General features: G+C 74.6%; 16 protein-coding genes. 12 read left to right on the top strand and 4 right to left on the bottom strand.

Annotated features, from left to right (window positions below; translation table 11 throughout):
* Positions 1 to 23: 23 nt before the first annotated feature.
* On the top strand, positions 24 to 1,301 hold the full coding sequence (locus QUV83_RS16990; RefSeq protein WP_289566111.1) for a glutamyl-tRNA reductase: 1,278 nt from the start codon (positions 24 to 26) through the stop codon (positions 1,299 to 1,301).
* Between the two features lie 97 nt (positions 1,302 to 1,398).
* On the opposite strand, the gene QUV83_RS16985 is transcribed toward QUV83_RS16990, so the two are convergent.
* Together QUV83_RS16985 and purB are read right to left on the bottom strand one after the other, a co-directional pair.
* Positions 1,399 to 2,241, bottom strand: coding sequence for a hypothetical protein (locus QUV83_RS16985; protein WP_289566135.1), 843 nt, complete (start codon positions 2,239 to 2,241; stop codon positions 1,399 to 1,401).
* A 274-nt stretch (positions 2,242 to 2,515) separates the two neighbouring features.
* Positions 2,516 to 3,955: an adenylosuccinate lyase gene (gene purB, locus QUV83_RS16980; RefSeq protein ID WP_289566110.1), complete on the bottom strand. Its 1,440-nt coding sequence runs from the start codon at positions 3,953 to 3,955 to the stop codon at positions 2,516 to 2,518.
* 101 nt (positions 3,956 to 4,056) lie between these two features.
* Here purB and QUV83_RS16975 point away from each other — a divergent pair, with 101 nt between their 5' ends.
* The 5 genes from QUV83_RS16975 to QUV83_RS16955 are packed head-to-tail and all read left to right on the top strand — an operon-like array spanning position 4,057 to position 8,342.
* On the top strand, positions 4,057 to 4,800 hold the full coding sequence (locus QUV83_RS16975) for a DUF4129 domain-containing protein (RefSeq protein WP_289566109.1): 744 nt from the start codon (positions 4,057 to 4,059) through the stop codon (positions 4,798 to 4,800).
* Positions 4,797 to 5,345: a hypothetical protein gene (locus tag QUV83_RS16970; protein WP_289566108.1), complete on the top strand. Its 549-nt coding sequence runs from the start codon at positions 4,797 to 4,799 to the stop codon at positions 5,343 to 5,345. Before QUV83_RS16975 ends, QUV83_RS16970 begins: the two co-directional genes overlap by 4 nt.
* Positions 5,342 to 6,361 (top strand): AAA family ATPase, encoded by a 1,020-nt coding sequence (locus QUV83_RS16965; RefSeq protein ID WP_289566107.1) that lies wholly within the window; start codon positions 5,342 to 5,344, stop codon positions 6,359 to 6,361. The genes QUV83_RS16970 and QUV83_RS16965 overlap by 4 nt, the downstream gene beginning before the upstream one ends.
* Positions 6,358 to 7,764 carry a DUF58 domain-containing protein gene (locus QUV83_RS16960; protein ID WP_289566106.1) on the top strand — a complete coding sequence of 469 codons (1,407 nt, stop codon included), beginning with the start codon at positions 6,358 to 6,360 and terminating at the stop codon, positions 7,762 to 7,764. The genes QUV83_RS16965 and QUV83_RS16960 overlap by 4 nt, the downstream gene beginning before the upstream one ends.
* Positions 7,761 to 8,342, top strand: a complete 582-nt coding sequence (locus QUV83_RS16955) for a hypothetical protein (RefSeq protein ID WP_289566105.1) — start codon at positions 7,761 to 7,763, stop codon at positions 8,340 to 8,342. Before QUV83_RS16960 ends, QUV83_RS16955 begins: the two co-directional genes overlap by 4 nt.
* Here the strand turns inward: QUV83_RS16955 and QUV83_RS16950 are convergent.
* Positions 8,314 to 9,288, bottom strand: coding sequence for an EamA family transporter (locus tag QUV83_RS16950; RefSeq protein ID WP_289566104.1), 975 nt, complete (start codon positions 9,286 to 9,288; stop codon positions 8,314 to 8,316). The two genes, QUV83_RS16955 and QUV83_RS16950, sit on opposite strands and share 29 nt — an antisense overlap.
* Before the next feature lie 108 nt (positions 9,289 to 9,396).
* On the opposite strand from QUV83_RS16950, the gene QUV83_RS16945 reads away from it, so the two are divergent.
* Both QUV83_RS16945 and QUV83_RS16940 read left to right on the top strand, forming a co-directional pair.
* Positions 9,397 to 9,702 carry a hypothetical protein gene (locus QUV83_RS16945; protein ID WP_289566103.1) on the top strand — a complete coding sequence of 102 codons (306 nt, stop codon included), beginning with the start codon at positions 9,397 to 9,399 and terminating at the stop codon, positions 9,700 to 9,702.
* A complete protein-coding gene (locus QUV83_RS16940; protein ID WP_289566102.1) occupies positions 9,699 to 11,201 on the top strand; it encodes a hypothetical protein in 1,503 nt (500 codons plus the stop codon). Before QUV83_RS16945 ends, QUV83_RS16940 begins: the two co-directional genes overlap by 4 nt.
* 22 nt (positions 11,202 to 11,223) lie before the next feature.
* Here the strand turns inward: QUV83_RS16940 and QUV83_RS16935 are convergent, their stop codons facing one another.
* Positions 11,224 to 11,604 (bottom strand): phage holin family protein, encoded by a 381-nt coding sequence (locus tag QUV83_RS16935; RefSeq protein WP_289566101.1) that lies wholly within the window; start codon positions 11,602 to 11,604, stop codon positions 11,224 to 11,226.
* Between the two features lie 64 nt (positions 11,605 to 11,668).
* On the opposite strand from QUV83_RS16935, the gene hisC reads away from it, so the two are divergent.
* From hisC to QUV83_RS16915, 4 genes are all read left to right on the top strand, one after another.
* Entirely contained in the window at positions 11,669 to 12,733 is a 1,065-nt protein-coding gene (hisC, locus tag QUV83_RS16930; protein WP_289566100.1) for a histidinol-phosphate transaminase, read from the top strand.
* 206 nt (positions 12,734 to 12,939) lie between these two features.
* Positions 12,940 to 14,091: a pyruvate dehydrogenase (acetyl-transferring) E1 component subunit alpha gene (gene pdhA / locus QUV83_RS16925; protein WP_289566099.1), complete on the top strand. Its 1,152-nt coding sequence runs from the start codon at positions 12,940 to 12,942 to the stop codon at positions 14,089 to 14,091.
* The gene (locus QUV83_RS16920; protein ID WP_066583677.1) at positions 14,088 to 15,101 is read left to right on the top strand and encodes an alpha-ketoacid dehydrogenase subunit beta; all 1,014 of its coding nucleotides are present in this window, start codon (positions 14,088 to 14,090) and stop codon (positions 15,099 to 15,101) included. The genes pdhA and QUV83_RS16920 overlap by 4 nt, the downstream gene beginning before the upstream one ends.
* A gap of 24 nt (positions 15,102 to 15,125) precedes the next feature.
* Positions 15,126 to 15,518, top strand: a 393-nt coding sequence (locus tag QUV83_RS16915; RefSeq protein WP_289566098.1) for a biotin/lipoyl-containing protein, incomplete at its 3' end; no start/stop codon positions are given.

Below are 15,518 nucleotides of genomic sequence, written 5' to 3'. Positions count from 1 at the left end.
ATTCAATCTTCATCGTGGTGCTGATGTCATTGGTCGCCAGTCACCACGACCTCGACCTCGCGGTGCTGGAGCGGCTGTCCGTCGCGACGCATGCGGTCGGACGCGAGATCGTGTCCGAGTGCCCGCCTGTCGCCGGGTCCGTGGTGCTCGCGACCTGCAACCGGTTCGAGCTGTACCTGGACGTCGTCGCCTCCGAGCACGCCTCGGATGTGCGGGCCGCGGCCGCCGCCGTCGTGTCCGCGCACACCGGCTACCCCGCCGAGAGGGTCGCCGCCGACGTCCACGCGCGCCTCGGCGTCGCCGCCGCCGAGCACCTGTTCGCCGTCGCGTCCGGGCTCGAGTCGATGGTGGTCGGGGAGCGCGAGATCGCGGGCCAGGTGCGCCGGGCGCTCACCGCCGCCCGCCGCGACGGGACCACCACCTCCGCGTTGGAGGGGCTCTTCCAGACGGCCTCCCGCACCTCCCGCGCCGTCGAGGCCGAGACCGGGCTCGGCGGCGCCGGGCGATCGGTGGTGTCGGTGGCCCTCGACCTCGTCGAGGACGGCCTGCCGGGCTGGCCCGATGTCCGGTGCGTGCTGGTCGGCACCGGCTCCTACGCGGGCGCCAGCCTCGCGGCGCTGAAGGCGCGCGGCTGCCATGACATCCACGTCTTCTCGCCGAGCGGGCGCGCCCCGGCCTTCGCGGAGGCGCGCGGCGTCCAGGCGTTGGCCACCCGGGACCTCGCGGGCGCGCTGGCGGACGTCGACTTGGTCGTGGCGTGCAGCGGGGCCGCCGGGGCTGTGCTGCAGGCGGACGCGCTGGCCGCCGTCCGGGCCGGGGTGGAGCGCCCCCTGGCGATTGTCGACTTGGCCCTGCGCCACGACGTCGACCCCGGGGTGAGGTCGTTGCCCGGGGTTCGCCTGGTGAGCCTGACCACGGTGAGCGAGCACGCGCCGGATGAGCAGTCCCCGCCGATCGAGGTCGCGCGGGCGATGGTGCACCGCACCGCCGCCGACTTCGAGGCGCGGCAGCGGGTGCGCGCGTGGAACCCCGCGGTGCTCCAGGAGCGGGCCCGCGTGCTGGGGCCGATCGAGTTGGCGTCGCGCGCGGCAGGCGATGGCGTCGAGAGCGCGTCGAGGCTGCGAGCGGAGCGGCGCCGCGCACGGGCCGCCCTGCACGGGCCGACGGTGCGGGCGCGGGAGGCGGCACGGGTGGGCGACACGGAGGCGTTCAGCGCGGCGCTGGCCGAGTTGGCCGCGGTGCCGGCGCCTGAGTTGGGCGAGTCGAGGCCGCTGGCGGAGGGGATTCCGGCGCGCGACTAGGACTGCGACTAGGGCTGCGCCACGACGGACAAGCGCACGCCGGGCCTGAGCGGGGGGGAGCCAGGCCCGGCGTGCGGTCCGGGGGAGCGTGGGACCGTCAGGCCCACGCCTTCTGTGCTGGTCCGGGCGCCCATGTGTGGGGCACGACTTGGTTGGTCTGGATGTCGGTGAGCTCGGCGGCGTAGACGATCGCCTCGTAGACGCCCGCCTCGACGCGGTCCAGGCGGAGCTGCTCGGCGCGGTCCACGTCGTCGCCGAGGTGGGAGACGCGTGCCACGACGTAGCGCTGCGCGTCCTGCCACTGGTCGACGACGCGCACGTTGAGGCCGTTCCAGCGGGCGGTGAGGTCCAGCTCGAACAGTTCGCTGACCTCCTCGCGGGGCACCCGCCGGTACCAGCGGCCGGCGGGGGACTGCTGGAAGTCCGTCTCGAAGAGCGGCGGGTTGGCGAGGGCCAGCACCACAGTGTTGCCCTCGTCGACCACGTCGGCCTCGAGGTAGGCGCCGTGCCACTTGGCCACGGGCCCGACGCAGCGGGAGAGCGAGGCCAGGGCGGGGCGCTGCGCGCCGAGCTGGGTGACGGTCCACCCGGTGCCCACGTCGCCGTAGTGGCCCAGGAGGATCTGGGTCCCGTCGGCGAAGATGCGCACGAGCTCGGCGCCCGGGGGGATGCGGGAGTGGCGCAGCCACCACAGCGGGACGATGTAGCCGGGCACGTCCTTGTACTGGAGCTGCGGGGAGGACTCGAAGCGCAGCACGTCGATGGACGGCGCGTAGGGGCTGAACGGGGTGCCGGGGTAGCCGAGCCCGTGCACCTCGAAGAGCTGTGCGGGCGTCGTGGCGAATGACACGTCCTCCGCGCGGACCACGTAGCCGGCCACGCGGTCGTGACCGACGCTCAGGTGAGCGCGCGTCAGTGCGGGCGTGATCGCCTTCTGCATCAGAGTCACGATGGCACCCTCGCCAAATCGGAAGTACCGGACGTTCCGGAATCGAGTCCCGATTGTGCAACGAATCCGGGCAGGTGTCCAGAAGTCACCCAGACGGCCCACGGGTTCTGGGCCACTTCCGGGTGTCGAGATCGGAGAGCGTGTTCCTGCTCAACTTTCGACGGTGCTTCCGATAGGTCGATGACCTGGTTGAACTCTCCAGGAGAGCGATATCTGAGAGGTTGGTGAGGATCTGGTTGGACCCGCTCCCATCGGACCGGACTACTCAGCCTTCGAGGTAGCCGACCAACTGCTCCGCGAGGCCCGTGTACGAGCCCGGCTCCAGCGCCGCCAACCGGGCCGCGACATCCTCCGGCAAGCCCAGCCCGGCGATGAACTCACGCATGTCGTCAGCGGTGAGCCGGCGCCCGCGCGTCAGCTCCTTGAGCCGCTCATACGGGTTCTGCATGCCCGTGACGCCCGCCACCGCGGCCGCGCGCATCGCCGACTGCACCGGCTCGCCCAGGACCTCCCAGTTCTGGTCCAGCTCGCGGGCCAGCAGGCCGGCGTCCACGGACAGCGCCCGCAGGCCGCGGCGCACGTTGTCGATCGCCAGCAGCGAGTGGCCGAACGCCGGGCCGATGTTGCGCTGCGTCGTCGAGTCCGTCAGGTCGCGCTGCAGGCGGCTGGTGACCAGGGTCGCGGCCAGCGTGTCGAGCAGCGCGCAGGACAGCTCGAGGTTCGCCTCGGCGTTCTCGAAGCGGATCGGGTTGACCTTGTGCGGCATCGTCGACGATCCCGTCGCGCCCGCCACGGGGGTCTGGATGAACACCCCGCGCGAGATGTACGACCACACGTCGGTGGCCAGGTTGTGCAGCACCCGGTTGAACCGCGCGATGTCCGCGTACAGCTCGGCCTGCCAGTCATGCGACTCGATCTGCGTGGTCAGCGGGTTCCAGGTGAGGCCCAGGTGCTCGACGAACGTGCGCGACACCTCCGGCCAGTCGGCGCCCGGCACCGCGACCACATGGGCGCCGTACGTGCCGGTGGCGCCGTTGAGCTTGCCGAGGAACTCGTCGGACTCGATCCGGCGGAGCTGGCGGCGCAGGCGGTGCGCTAGCACGGCCAGCTCCTTGCCGAGCGTGGTCGGCGTGGCGGGCTGCCCATGCGTGAGCGCCAGCATCGGGACCCCCGCGAGGTCGCGGGCCATCGCGGCGACGTCGTCGACCAGGGCGTCCGCGGCCGGCAGCCAGACCTCGCGGACGGCGCCGCGCACCATCAGCGCATAGGAGAGGTTGTTGATGTCCTCGCTGGTGCACGCGAAGTGCACGAGCTCGCTGACCGCGGGCAGCACGGTGTCGGGGCCCAGCGCGGCGGGCGCCTCGGCCAGGCGGCGCTTGAGGAAGTACTCGACGGCCTTCACGTCGTGCACCGTCGTGCGCTCGATCTCGGCCAGCTCGGCGACCTCGTCCGGGCCGAACGTCGCCACGACGTCGCGCAGGTACTGCTGCTCCGCGGCCGACAGCTCCGGCGCCCCCGGCACCACCTGCTGCGACGTGAGGTGGATCAGCCACTCGACCTCGACGTGCACCCGCTCGCGGTTGAGCGCCGCCTCGGAGAGGTGGTCGACCAGCGGCGCCACCGCCGAGCGGTAGCGGCCGTCGAGCGGCCCCAGGGCGATGGGGGGAGTCACGTCGGCCAGGCTCACGCGCGCGGGGGAGGTCATGGCCGTCATCATCCCAGAGGGCGCCGGGTGTCCCACGGGCTGTCCGCCGCGACGTGGCTACAGTGTGCCGATCCGAGACCACAGCGACGGGACGGCGAGGCGTGCGACCTGAGACCGCCAGGGGCCTGCTGCCCACCGCGCTCGTGGCTGTGCTCGTCGTCGCGTCGGTGATCGCCGCGGCCGCCGCCGGCCCGTGGACGATCGGGCGACGCGACGTCGGCGCCCCCGATTTCGTCTTCACCCCGCCCCAGCAGACCCCGTCCGCACTGCCCGAGTCGCTGCCCGACGGGCTGGCGGCGGCCGAGGCGCTGCCCGCCTGGCTCGGCTGGGTCGGCGCCGTGTTCGCCGCGCTGTGCGTGGCGGTGCTGCTGTGGCTGCTGGTCCTGGCCGTGCGGGCGCTGCTGCGGACCTGGGCGGCACGCGACCAGACAGCCCGCGACGAGGCGCCCGACGACCTGGTCATCGACGCCGACGACGAGGCCGCCGCGCCCGTCCTGCGCGCAGGCGTCGCACGTGCCGCGCACGCGCTCGCGGGTGAGGCGGAGCCCGCCGACGCCGTGGTGGCCGCCTGGGTCGCGCTGGAGGAAGCCGCGGAGCGCAGCGGTGTCGAGCGGGACCCCGCCCAGACGGCGAGCGAGCTCACCGTCGACGTGCTCGACGGGACGCGCGCGGACCCGGACGCCACGCGTGCCTTGCTGGGCCTCTACCTGACGGCCCGGTTCAGCGACCGCCCCGTCACCGACCAGGACGTCCGGCTCGCGCAGGAGTGCCTCGCGGTGCTCGCCGACGGCCTCGGCGACCGGCGCGACACCGGCGCGGACCCGATGCTCGAGGGCCGCCCATGAGGCGGCTGGCGCGCCTGACCGGGCGCCCCCTCATCCTCGGCGGCGGCGGTGCGCTGATCATCTGGGCCGTGGGCCTCACCCTGACGTCGGCGCTGCTCATCGGGCTTGCGCTGGCCGTCGCCGTGGTGCTGCTCGAACGGGTCGAGCCCGACGCCGACGCCTGGCGGGTGCATGAGCATGAGCCGCGCCGGCACGGGGCGCGCGGCGAGGTGCAGGACCTCGCGTGGGCGATGGTGGCGCGCGACGGCCGCGTCGGGGAGCGCGCCCACCGGGTGCTGCGGGCCACCGCCGCCGTCCGGCTCGCCCGCCACGGCGTGCGGCTCGAGGAGCCCGACGACGACGCCGCACTGTGCGAGCTCGTCGGCTCCCGGGCGCACCGCACTCTGACCACCACCGGCCTCCCGCTGCCGCGGCTCGCCGACGTCCGCCACGCCGTCGGCGTGCTGGAAGGCCTCGGCACGCCCTCCGCGCGGCCGGTGGCCGACCCGATGCCCCGCCTCGACTCGACGCCAGCACCCTCGACCTCCGGGAGAACCGTCCGATGACCAGCACCGCTCTCTCCGTCCCCGAGGTCGCCGCCCGCGGCCGTGCCGTGCTCGACGAGGTCGGGACGGTGGTGGTGGGCATGCGCGAGCCGCTGCGGGTCGCGCTCGCGGCGATCCTCGCCGGCGGCCACGTGCTGTTCGAGGACGTGCCGGGCCTCGGCAAGACGCTCGCCGCCCGCAGCCTGGCCACGGCCCTCGGGCTCGACTTCCGCCGCGTGCAGTGCACCCCCGACCTGCTGCCGTCGGACCTCACCGGCTCGAGCGTGTTCGACCCCGCCACCGCGACGTTCGCGTTCCGGCCCGGCCCGGTGTTCACCGGCCTGCTCCTCGCCGACGAGATCAACCGCACCGCCCCCAAGACGCAGTCCGCGCTGCTGGAGGCCATGGCGGAGCGGCAGGTCACCGTCGACGGGACGACGTACCGGCTCGCCGAGCCGTTCCACGTCGTCGCCACGTCGAACCCGGTGGAGTACGAGGGCACCTACCCGCTGCCCGAGGCGCAGCTCGACCGCTTCATGGTGCGGCTCGCCGTCGGCTACCCCGACCGCGCCGCCGAGGTGGACGTGCTGGACCGCCGGCTCGCCCGGCGCCGCGAGCACGCGGACGTGCGGCAGGTCGTCGACGCCGTGGCCCTGCGGCAGATGCAGGCGGGCGTCGAGGCCGTCGCCGTCGACCCGGACGTGCTCGGCTACTGCGTCGACCTGGCCGCCGCGACCCGGGCGCACGCCGCCGTCGAGGTGGGCGCCTCGCCGCGCGGATCGCAGGCGCTGGTGCTGGTGGCCCGCGCGCTCGCGGTGCTCGACGGGCGCGACTTCGTGGCCCCGGAGGACGTGAAGGCGGTGGGCGTCGCGACGCTCGCGCACCGGATCTCGCTGAGCCCGCAGGCGTGGGCCACGGGCCTGGCGCCGCAGCGCGTGGTCACGGAGGTGCTGGGCCGGACGCCGGTGCCGCCGACGGTCCGGCGCGGCGAGCCCGTCGTGGCCGGTGGCGTGGCGGCGCGGCCGGGGGTCGAGTGAGCGAGCGGTGGACCCGCAGCCGCGCGGCTGGCGCCGGCGCCGTGGCGAGCGCGGCGCTCCTCATCGCCGGTGGCCTGCTGGGCCGGCCCGATGTCGCGGTGCTCGGCGCGGCGCCCCTGGTGGCGGCGGCGTGGGACCTGTGGCGGCGGCCCTCGGGCGAGCTCACGGTGCGGGTGACGGGCTGGTCGGCGGGGGCTGACGGCGACGGATCCGAGGCGGACGGCGACGGCGCGGGTCCCGACGCCCAGGCGGGTGACGGGGCATCGCGTGCGGGGGCATCTGGCGACGGCGCCTCGGACCCGCGCGCGGCACGCACGGGCGCCGTCCGGGCCCGGGTGCTGCTGGACGCCCCGCCCGGGATGACGGCCGCGCTCGTCGGGGTGCGGCGCGCCGGCCGGGACGCCGCCGAGCTGCTGGTGCGGGTCGATCGGACGCGCAGCCTGCCGGTGGTGGTGCGCACAGTGCGGACCGGCCCGCAGGAGGTCGCCACCGTCGACGCGCAGGGCATCGGCGCGGGCGCCGCGAGCATCGGCGAGCCCACGGACCCGGTGCAGCGCACCGCGCTGGTGCTGCCCAGCCCGTCGGCGCTCCGCGACCTGCCGCTGCCGCCGCGCCTGCGCGGGCTGACCGGCGCGCACACGTCGCGTCGGCCGGGCGAGGGCGGGGACCTGCGGGATGTGCACATGTTCGCGCCGGGGGACCGGCTGCGCCGGATCGACTGGCGGGTCACGGCCCGGCGCGCCCCGGACCTGCGCGAGCTGTACGTGCGCCGCGAGCACGCGCTCGCCGAGGCCGTCGTGCTGCTGGTCGTCGACTCGCGGGACGACGTCGGCCCCGACCCCCGCACGTGGCGTGGCGCCGAGGGCCCCCGCGCGCAGGACCCGACGTCGCTCGACTTGGGCCGCCATGCGGCGGCGTCCCTCGCGCAGCGCTACCTCGCGGTCGGCGACCGGGTGGGGCTGGACGACCTCGGCGCGCGGCGCCGCCCGCTGCCGCCCGGGGGAGGGCGACGTCAGCTCGACCGCATCCGGCATGCCCTGGCGGTGACGCGGCCGGAGGGCGAGCCGCCCAAGCGGCTGCGCCCGCCGCAGATCCCCTCGGGCGCGCTGGTCGTGGTGTTCTCCACGTTCTTGGACGACGAGGCGTCACGGGTCGCGGGCCAGTGGCGCCGGGGCGGGCATCGGGTGATCGCTGTGGATGTGCTGCCGGAGGTGCGTGAGCGTCATCTGGACGATCGGGAGCGGCTCGCGCTGCGCATCGTGCGGCTGGCCCGCGAGGACCGGCTCGCGGGCCTGGCCGACCTCGACGTCGAGGTGGTGTCGTGGCGTGACGATCCCGCCGTCACCCTCGCCGGACTGGCTCGGCGGGGGCGCCGTCGGCCGGGGGCGGGGGTGCCCGCATGAGGCGCCTGTGGGGCTGGCGGCTGGCGGCCCCTTCCCGACGGGACGATGTGGAGGTCGACATCGGGCCCTGGGCGCCCGCCTGGGCGCTGCGGTTGGTGCTCGCCGGCGTCGCCGCGCTGGCCTTGGCGGTCGCGTGGTCGGGCCCGGGCCCACAGGCGCCCACGTCGGTGGCCGTGGCGATGGGCATGCTCGTCGCCGTGCTGGCCTGGGCGCCCGGGCTGGGGCTGTCCGGGGCGGTCGTGCTGGTGGCGGGCGTCCGGGTGCTGTTCGGCGGTGTGCCACCCCTGGGGGCGACCATGGCGCTGGTGCTGCTGGTCCACCTGCTGCTGTGGCTGGGCGCCGTGGCCGCGCGGACCACCCGGCGCACGCGCGTCGAGCTGGCGGTGCTGGCCTCCGGCGCGCGGGAGGCGGCGGTGCTGCAGGTCGGCGCGCAGACGTTGGCGGTGGTGGCCGCCGTGGTGGCCGAAGGCGGGCTGCCCCCGGGCGACGGGTGGCGGGTCGCGGCCCTGGCGCTGGCGGGCGTCGTCGTCGTCCTGGCGCTGCCGCGGCCTAGGGAGCTGTGGTGGCGGCGGGATTGACCTGGGCGACGTCGACGGGATCGCCCGAGCGTCGGCGGGACGTCTCCGCCAGCCCGATGCCCGCGAGCACCACCGCCGCCCCGATGAGCTGCACCGCCGTCATCGCCTCGCCCAGCACCACCCAGGCGACGGCTGAGGCCGCCACCGGCTCCGACATGCCGAGCAGGCCCGCACGCGCCGCGCCGAGCCGGCGGATGCCCACCAGGAACAGCAGGTAGGGCACGGCCGTGCCGAGCACCACGATGCCGAGCACGAGCAGCCACATCGGCGCCCGCACATCGGCCAGCGGCCCGGCGAGCGGGGCGTCCTGGGTGAGGACCCCGCGCGGGAAGGTCCACAGCGGTTGCAGCACCACCCACAACAGCGCCGCGAACGTCATCGACCAGGCGTGTGTGGTGAGCGGCTCGCGGCGGGTCATCAACCGCTCGCCCAGCAGGTAGTAGGCGGCCAGCGCGACGGCGGCGCCCAGCCCGGCGGCGATGCCCAGGCCGTCGAGCGTGATGCCGTCGCCCACCTGCGCGACGAGCGCCAGGCCGGCCAGGCAGGCGGCCAGCGCCCACCACACCCGCGCGCGGACCTGCTCGCGCAGCACGAACCTGGCCCACAGCGCGACGAGCAGCGGGGCGGTGTACTCGAGCAGCAGCGCGAGCCCGACGGGCAGCCGCGAGATGGCCACGAGGTAGCACCACTGCACCAGGGCGACCCCGACGACGCCGAGCAGCGCCAGCACGGCGAGCTCTTTGCCGCTGGCCCGCAGAGCCCGCGGGTTGACGATGAGGGCCACGGCCACGAGCAGGACGGCTGAGCCCAGGCAGCGGAGCTCGACGAGCCGCTCCGGGCTGAGGCCGGACTGCATCGCGATTTTGGCGACGGTGCCGTTGACGGCGAACAGGACGGACCCGGTGAGTATCGCGAGGGCGCCCCAGGGCGCGGAGCGGCGTCGCACTCGGCGAGGGTATTGCCGACGCACCCCCAGGCCGAGGGCTTTCGCGGATTTCCCCGGGGACGGGGAACGGTGGCAACCCCACCCCGTCGCGTGCCTAGCGTCGGGCACATGACGATGGCGATGACTGGCTCGGCGACGATCGCGCCCGTGGTGGCGGCCGCCGCCGGGCATGTCGACGAGGCTGCCCGGGCACTCGCCGCGGCGGCGCAGGTCGAGTGGGTGTCGGACACCGCCGACCGGTACCGCGCCGCCCTCGACGAGGCGCAGCAGGCCGTCGCCCGCACCGCGCGCGACATCGACACGGCCTATGACGCGCTCCGGCAGCACGATCGCGCCACTGCGCTGGCCTGCGTGGCGTTGCGCGCCGACATCGCGAACGGGCTGCTCGCCCGGCCCACCGGCAGGCAGTGGTGACCGACCTCGGCGGCGGGATCGAGGTGTCCGGCGGGCGCGGCGGCACCGTGGCGCGGCTCGCGGACCTGCACCAGGCGGCCCAGTCGCTCGAGACGGCCGCCGCCCGGCTCGACGACGCCGCGGCAGCGCTGGCCGCCGCATCCCAGGCCACCTGGGAGGGCGACGAGGCGCTCGGCTCGGGACGGGCCGCGCGGACGGCCCTTGCCCCACTGCTCAACGGCCTCGGCTCACCCGGTGAGACCGCCGAGTCGCTCCGCGCGCTCACCCGGTCGCTGCGGGCCGCCGCCGAGGGGTACGAGCAGGCGGAAGGCGCCGTCGAACGACTGGTGCGCGGGCTCGTCGGGGCGCACGCGTCCTGGGTCGGCGAGGGGCCGCTCGGCTGGCCGATGGCCTGGGTGGCAGGCGCCCACCTGGCGACCTCGGCGGGGCTCGTCGCGCTCTGGGTCAAGGCGCGCACCGGCCGCTGGCCCGAGCCGACGACGATGGCGCGCACCGGCGGCGTCGAGCTGCTGCTGCACGGCGTCACCAGCCACCTGCAGGCGCTGCGCCCAGGCATCCGGCTCGCGCCGCCGCACCCCGTGGGCAGCGCGGCCGAGCCGTTGGCGGCGATCCTGGGGCATCGCCAGGTGAGCGTCCGCGTGCTCGGCAGCACGCGCACCCTGCACGGCGCCGAGCGGCCCCGAGACGACGCCGGGCTGCTCAGGCTGATCGACGACGCCTACCCGGGTGGCGCCCACGGGGGCCTCGGGGTGGTGAGCGTGCTGCGCTTCGACCAGCCCGACGGCTCGCGGAGCTGGGCGGTGGCGATCCCGGGCACGCAGGACTCGGGCCCGGAGGGCGACAACCCGATGCGCGCCACCACCAACGTGCCCCTGATGGCGGGCCTGCCCGACGGCGCCAGCGACCTCGTGCTCCAGGCGCTCGACCAGGCCGGCGCCGAGCCGGGGGAGCCGGTGCTGCTCGCCGGGCACAGCCAGGGCGGCATGGCGGCGATGGCCGTCGCGTCCGCCGTCGCGGTCACCGGCCGCCACACCGTCACGCATGTGCTGACCGCCGGATCGCCCGTGGCCGGGATGGCGGCGCCGCCAGGAGTCGCCACCAAGCACCTCGAGCACTCCACGGACGTCGTCCCCACGCTCGACGGGCTGCCCTCGCCGGACACCCCGCAGCGCCTCACGGTGTCCGTCGACCTGAGGACGTCCACCGATCCGGCCGATCGGGTGGCCTCCTACGACGTGATCGAGTCGCACGCCCTGACTGCCTACGCCCGCAGCTCGGAGCGGGTCGAGGCCGCTGGCGCGCAGGACCCGTCACTGCGCTGGTGGCGCGACTCGGTGCAGCAGGGCATCTACGGGCCTGACGGCACCACCGTCACGGTCACCCAGTACCAGGGCTCCCAGCCGGTCACCCCGGACGTCGTCGGGCGGCCCGGCACAGTGGCAGGCCTGCCGCAGCCGCCACGCCTGGGGCCGCTGGTCTACCCCGCGGCGCCCCGATGAGGCGCCGGGCCGGAGCCGTGGCTCAGCGGCGGCGTCCCGGGGCCAGCACGCTCAGCACGAAGCTGACGATCGAGATCACCAGCGCGCCCAGCACCGCGGTGCCGAAGTTGTCGACGCGCAGCCCCCAGGTGGACTGGTTCGTGATCCAGGCCGTGAGCATCAGCATCAGGGCGTTCACCACCAGGGTGAACAGGCCCAGCGTGAGGATGTACAGCGGCAGCGAGATGAGTTTGACGATGGGCTTGACGATCGCGTTGACGAGGCCGAACACCAGGCCGACCAGCAGGATCACCCCGATGGCCTGCCACGTCGAGTCGGTGCCGACGATCACCAGGCCGGGCAGGATCAGGGTCGCGAACCAGATGGCGATGCCGTTGATGATCACGCGCAGCACGAAGCTCATGACCCGATCCTGCCATCCGGTCCGTCGCCGCAGCGGCCGAACGTGGCGGTGGCATGCTGTGGCCGTGACCCAGGTTCAGCTCCGCCCCGCTGTCGCCGCACTGCCGCCCTACGTCCCGGGCGCCCGCGCACTCGTCGGAGCGGCGGCGTTCAAGCTGTCCTCCAACGAGAACCCGTTCCCGCCACTGGGGTCGGTGGTGGCCGCCATCGCCGACGGCGCGATGGACGTCAACCGGTACCCGGACATGTACGCGACCGAGCTCACCGAGGCGATCGCGGCCCACCTGGGCGTGAACCCCGCCGGGGTGGTCACCGGCAACGGCTCGGTGGCGGTGCTCGGCCACGTGCTCGCGGCGGTGTGCGACGCGGGCGACGAGGTGGTGTTCCCCTGGAGGTCCTTCGAGGCGTACCCGATCGCCGTGGGCATCGCCGGAGCGAGGGCGGTGCAGGTGCCGCTCACCGCCGATGGCCGCCTGGACCTGCCCGCGATGGCGGCGGCTGTGACTGACCGGACGCGCGTCATCCTGTTGTGCACCCCCAACAACCCGACTGGCCCGGCCGTGCGCGCCGACGAGTTGGAGGAGCTGCTCGACGCGGTCCCGCGCGACGTGCTCGTGGTGCTCGACGAGGCGTATGTGGAGTTCGTGCGGGACCCGTTGGCCGCGGACGGCCTGGCGGTCTTCGCCGCGCGCCCCAACGTGGTGCTGCTGCGCACCTTCTCGAAGGCGTATGGCCTGGCCGGGCTGCGGGTCGGCTTCGCGGTGGCACGTCCACGGTTGGCCGCGGGGATCCGGGCGGTGTCGACGCCGTTCGGGGTCTCGCAGCTCGCCCAGCTCGCGGCGGTGGCGTCGCTGCGGGCCTCGGAGGAGCTGATGGCCCGGGTGCAGGCCGTGGTGGAGGAGCGGGCGCGGATGCTCGCGGGGCTGCGCGCGCAGGGCTGGCAGGTCCCGGAGAGCGAGGCCAACTTCGTATGGCTGCCGCTCGGGGATCGGGCGCTGGCGTTCGCGGGGGAGTCGGCCCGTGCGGGGGTGCTGGTGCGGCCGTTCGCCGGCGATGGGGTGCGGGTGAGCGTCGGCGAGGTCGAGGCCACTGACCTGCTGCTGGAGGTCGCGGAGGGCTTCGCGCGCTGACGCTCGCCAGGCGCGCTGACGCTGTCGAGCGCGGTCCTGGTGCCGAGATCCGCATGGTGGCCGAGGCCATGTGGGATGTCGACAAAGCGCTGTCGCAAGGGTTGTCCCCGGTGACTGGGACAACCTACGGTTGCGTAGCCTACGCTCACGTAGGTTCGTTCTGACCGTTTCTCACCCTTGCTGCCGGCACGCGAAGGAGACCGCGCGTGAGCACCTCTGGCCCACTCACCGACGATGGACTCGTCCAGTTGCTCACCCCCGCGGGGCAGCGGGTCGAGCACTCCGACTACTCCGGCCGCATCGCGCACCTCGACGCCGAGGCGCTGCGCGGCCTCTACCGGGACATGGTCATCGTGCGCCGGTTCGACACCGAGGCCACCGCGCTCCAGCGCCAGGGCGAGCTCGGGCTGTGGGCCCAGAGCCTCGGCCAGGAGGCCGCGCAGATCGGCTCGGGTCGGGCGCTGCGCTCGCAGGACTACGTCTTCCCGTCCTACCGCGAGCACGGTGTGGCCCACACCCGCGGGCTGGACCTCGCCGACTTGCTGCGCCTGTTCCGCGGCATCGACCACGGCGGCTGGGACACCGAGGCCCACAACTTCCACCTGTACACGCTGGTCATCGGCTCGCACACCCTGCACGCCACCGGCTACGCGATGGGCGTGCAGCGCGACGGCGCCGTCGGCACCGGCGACCCCGACCGAGACACCGCAGTGGTCACGTACTTCGGCGACGGCGCCACCTCCCAGGGCGACGTCAGTGAGGCGCTCGTCTTCGCCGCGGTGAACAACGCGCCGATGGTGTTCTTCTGCCAGAACAACCAGTGGGCGATCTCCGAGCCCACCACCCGCCAGTCCCGCGTGCCGATCGCCGACCGCGCGCCCGGCTTCGGCATACCCAGCGTGCGCGTCGACGGCAACGACGTGCTCGCCTGCTACGCCGTGACCGCCGAGGCGCTCGAACGGGCGCGCAGCGGGGGAGGCCCGACGTTCATCGAGGCGTTCACCTACCGGATGGGCGCGCACACCACGTCGGACGACCCCACGCGCTACCGGTCCGCCGCCGAGGAGGACTACTGGGCCCGCCGCGACCCGATCGACCGCCTGCGGCTCCATCTGGAGGCGATCGGCGAGCTCCCCGCCGAGTTCACCGCCGACCTCGACGCCGAGGCCGCACGGCTCGGCGAGCGGCTCCGCACCACGGTGCGCGGCTGGGAGGCCCCCGACAGCGCCTCGATGTTCGAGCACGTCTACGCCACACCGAACGCGATGGTCGAGACGGAGCGGGTCTGGTTCGAGGCCTACGAGGGCTCGTTCCTGCCCGCGACGGGCGCCGCTGACACGACGGGAGCCGCCCGATGAGCGACATGAGCGGCGTCCAGCGCCTGACTCTCGGCAAGGCGATCAACCTGGGGCTGCGCCGCTCGCTGGAGCAGGACCCGAAGGTGCTCCTCATGGGCGAGGACATCGGCGCCCTGGGCGGGGTGTTCCGCGTCACCGACGGCCTGCACAAGGACTTCGGCGGGGAGCGCGTCGTCGACACGCCGCTCGCCGAGTCGGGCATCCTCGGCACGGCCATCGGCCTGGCCCTGCGCGGCTACCGCCCGGTGTGCGAGATCCAGTTCGACGGCTTCATCTTCCCGGCGTTCGACCAGATCACGACGCAGCTCGCGAAGATGCACTACCGCTCGCGCGGGCGGCTGACGCTGCCCGTCGTCATCCGCGTGCCCTACGGCGGCGGCATCGGCGCCATCGAGCACCACAGCGAGTCGCCCGAGGCGCTGTTCGCGCACACCCCGGGCCTTCGGGTGGTGAGCCCGTCGAACCCCGCCGACGCCTACGCGATGATCCAGCAGGCCATCGCGTCGCCCGACCCGGTGCTGTTCTTCGAGCCGAAGGGCCGGTACTGGGACAAGGGCGACGTGGACCTGGGCCCCGTCGCCGCGCCGCACGCCGAGGCCGCCACCGGCCTGGACCGCGCCCAGGTGCTGCGGTCCGGCACGGACGTGACCGTCGTGGCGTACGGCCCCACCGTCGCCACCGCGCTCAAGGCCGCCGACGCGGCAGCGGCCGAGGGCACGAGCATCGAGGTCGTGGACCTGCGGACGCTCTCCCCGCTGGACGTCGAGACGGTGGTCGCCTCGGTGCGCCGCACGGGCCGCTGCGTCGTGGTCCACGAGGCCCCGACGGTCTACGGGACGGGCGCCGAGGTCGCCGCGCGGGTCACCGAGGAGTGCTTCTACCAGCTCGAGGCCCCGGTGCTGCGAGTCGGCGGGTTCCACACCCCGTACCCCGTCTCGAAGATCGAAGAGGACTACCTGCCTGGCCTGGACCGTGTGCTCGACGCCGTCGACCGCACCCTGACGTTCTGATCCCCGGCGTGTGAGGAGACCACGGTGCCGATCTACCAGCAGTTCAACCTGCCCGACGCGGGCGAGGGCCTGACCGAGGCCGAGATCGTCGCGTGGCACGTCGCCGTCGGCGACACCGTCGAGGTCAACCAGACCATCGTCGAGATCGAGACGGCGAAGTCGCTGGTCGACCTGCCGAGCCCGTTCACCGGCGTCGTCACCCGGATCCTCGTCGACCCCGGCACGACCGTGGACGTCGGCACCCCGATCATCGAGGTGGACACCGACCCGCACGGCGCCGCGCCGGCTCCCACCCCGGCTCCGGCGGCCGTGGAGGCCGACGGCGAGGCCCGCGAGGCCGTGCTGGTCGGCTACGGCGTCAGCGGCCAGGGCTCCGCGCGGCGTGCGCGAGTCGCCCGCACCGCTCCGGCCCCCGCC

The sequence above is a fragment of the Cellulomonas cellasea genome, from assembly GCF_030372105.1.
GTDB classification, from domain to species: Bacteria; Actinomycetota; Actinomycetes; order Actinomycetales; family Cellulomonadaceae; genus Cellulomonas_A; species Cellulomonas_A cellasea_A.
This window is presented reverse-complemented; position numbering and strand designations above follow the sequence as displayed.

Coding starts and splice junctions, on each gene's coding strand:
- QUV83_RS16990 (WP_289566111.1), top strand. CDS start 24: ATGTCATTGGTCGCCAGTCACCACGACCTCGACCTCGCGGTGCTGGAG.
- QUV83_RS16955 (WP_289566105.1), top strand. CDS start 7,761: ATGAGGCGCCTGTGGGGCTGGCGGCTGGCGGCCCCTTCCCGACGGGAC.
- QUV83_RS16985 (WP_289566135.1), bottom strand. CDS start 2,241: ATGCAGAAGGCGATCACGCCCGCACTGACGCGCGCTCACCTGAGCGTC.
- QUV83_RS16965 (WP_289566107.1), top strand. CDS start 5,342: ATGACCAGCACCGCTCTCTCCGTCCCCGAGGTCGCCGCCCGCGGCCGT.
- QUV83_RS16920 (WP_066583677.1), top strand. CDS start 14,088: ATGAGCGACATGAGCGGCGTCCAGCGCCTGACTCTCGGCAAGGCGATC.
- QUV83_RS16945 (WP_289566103.1), top strand. CDS start 9,397: ATGACGATGGCGATGACTGGCTCGGCGACGATCGCGCCCGTGGTGGCG.
- purB (WP_289566110.1), bottom strand. CDS start 3,955: ATGACCTCCCCCGCGCGCGTGAGCCTGGCCGACGTGACTCCCCCCATC.
- QUV83_RS16970 (WP_289566108.1), top strand. CDS start 4,797: ATGAGGCGGCTGGCGCGCCTGACCGGGCGCCCCCTCATCCTCGGCGGC.
- QUV83_RS16935 (WP_289566101.1), bottom strand. CDS start 11,604: ATGAGCTTCGTGCTGCGCGTGATCATCAACGGCATCGCCATCTGGTTC.